The organism is Streptomyces sp. GbtcB7 (assembly GCF_019091445.1).
In the GTDB taxonomy this organism is placed as follows: Bacteria; Actinomycetota; Actinomycetes; order Streptomycetales; family Streptomycetaceae; genus Streptomyces; species Streptomyces mirabilis.
This window is the reverse complement of sequence record NZ_JAGXJM010000597.1, coordinates 1-238: the sequence shown is the minus strand read 5'-3', so window position 1 is coordinate 238 and position 238 is coordinate 1. Positions and strand designations below refer to the sequence as shown.

At 76.5% G+C, this 238-nt stretch carries 1 pseudogene; it reads left to right on the top strand.

Going from position 1 to position 238, the window contains the following annotated elements:
- Positions 1-238, top strand: a pseudogene (locus KVT44_RS56960) (SGNH/GDSL hydrolase family protein); the annotation flags it as partial.

Sequence of the window (238 nt, the reverse complement as noted above, 5' to 3'; positions counted from 1 at the left end):
CGTCGCCGCGCAGGCCAGCGGCACGGTCGAGCAGGGCGGCCGTACCGTCTCGCTGGGAGTCCTGGTGGGACCCGAGTTCGAGGCGAATCCGCGCGAGCTGTTCGGCCCCGACCACTACCACCCCTCGGCGGAGGGGTACGCGACGGCGCCGATGGCCGTCCTTCCCACCGTCTGCGCGGCGCCGGGCCGCTGGCCGGCCGAGGAGGAACGCCCGGACGTCACCCGGCGCGAGGGCGTC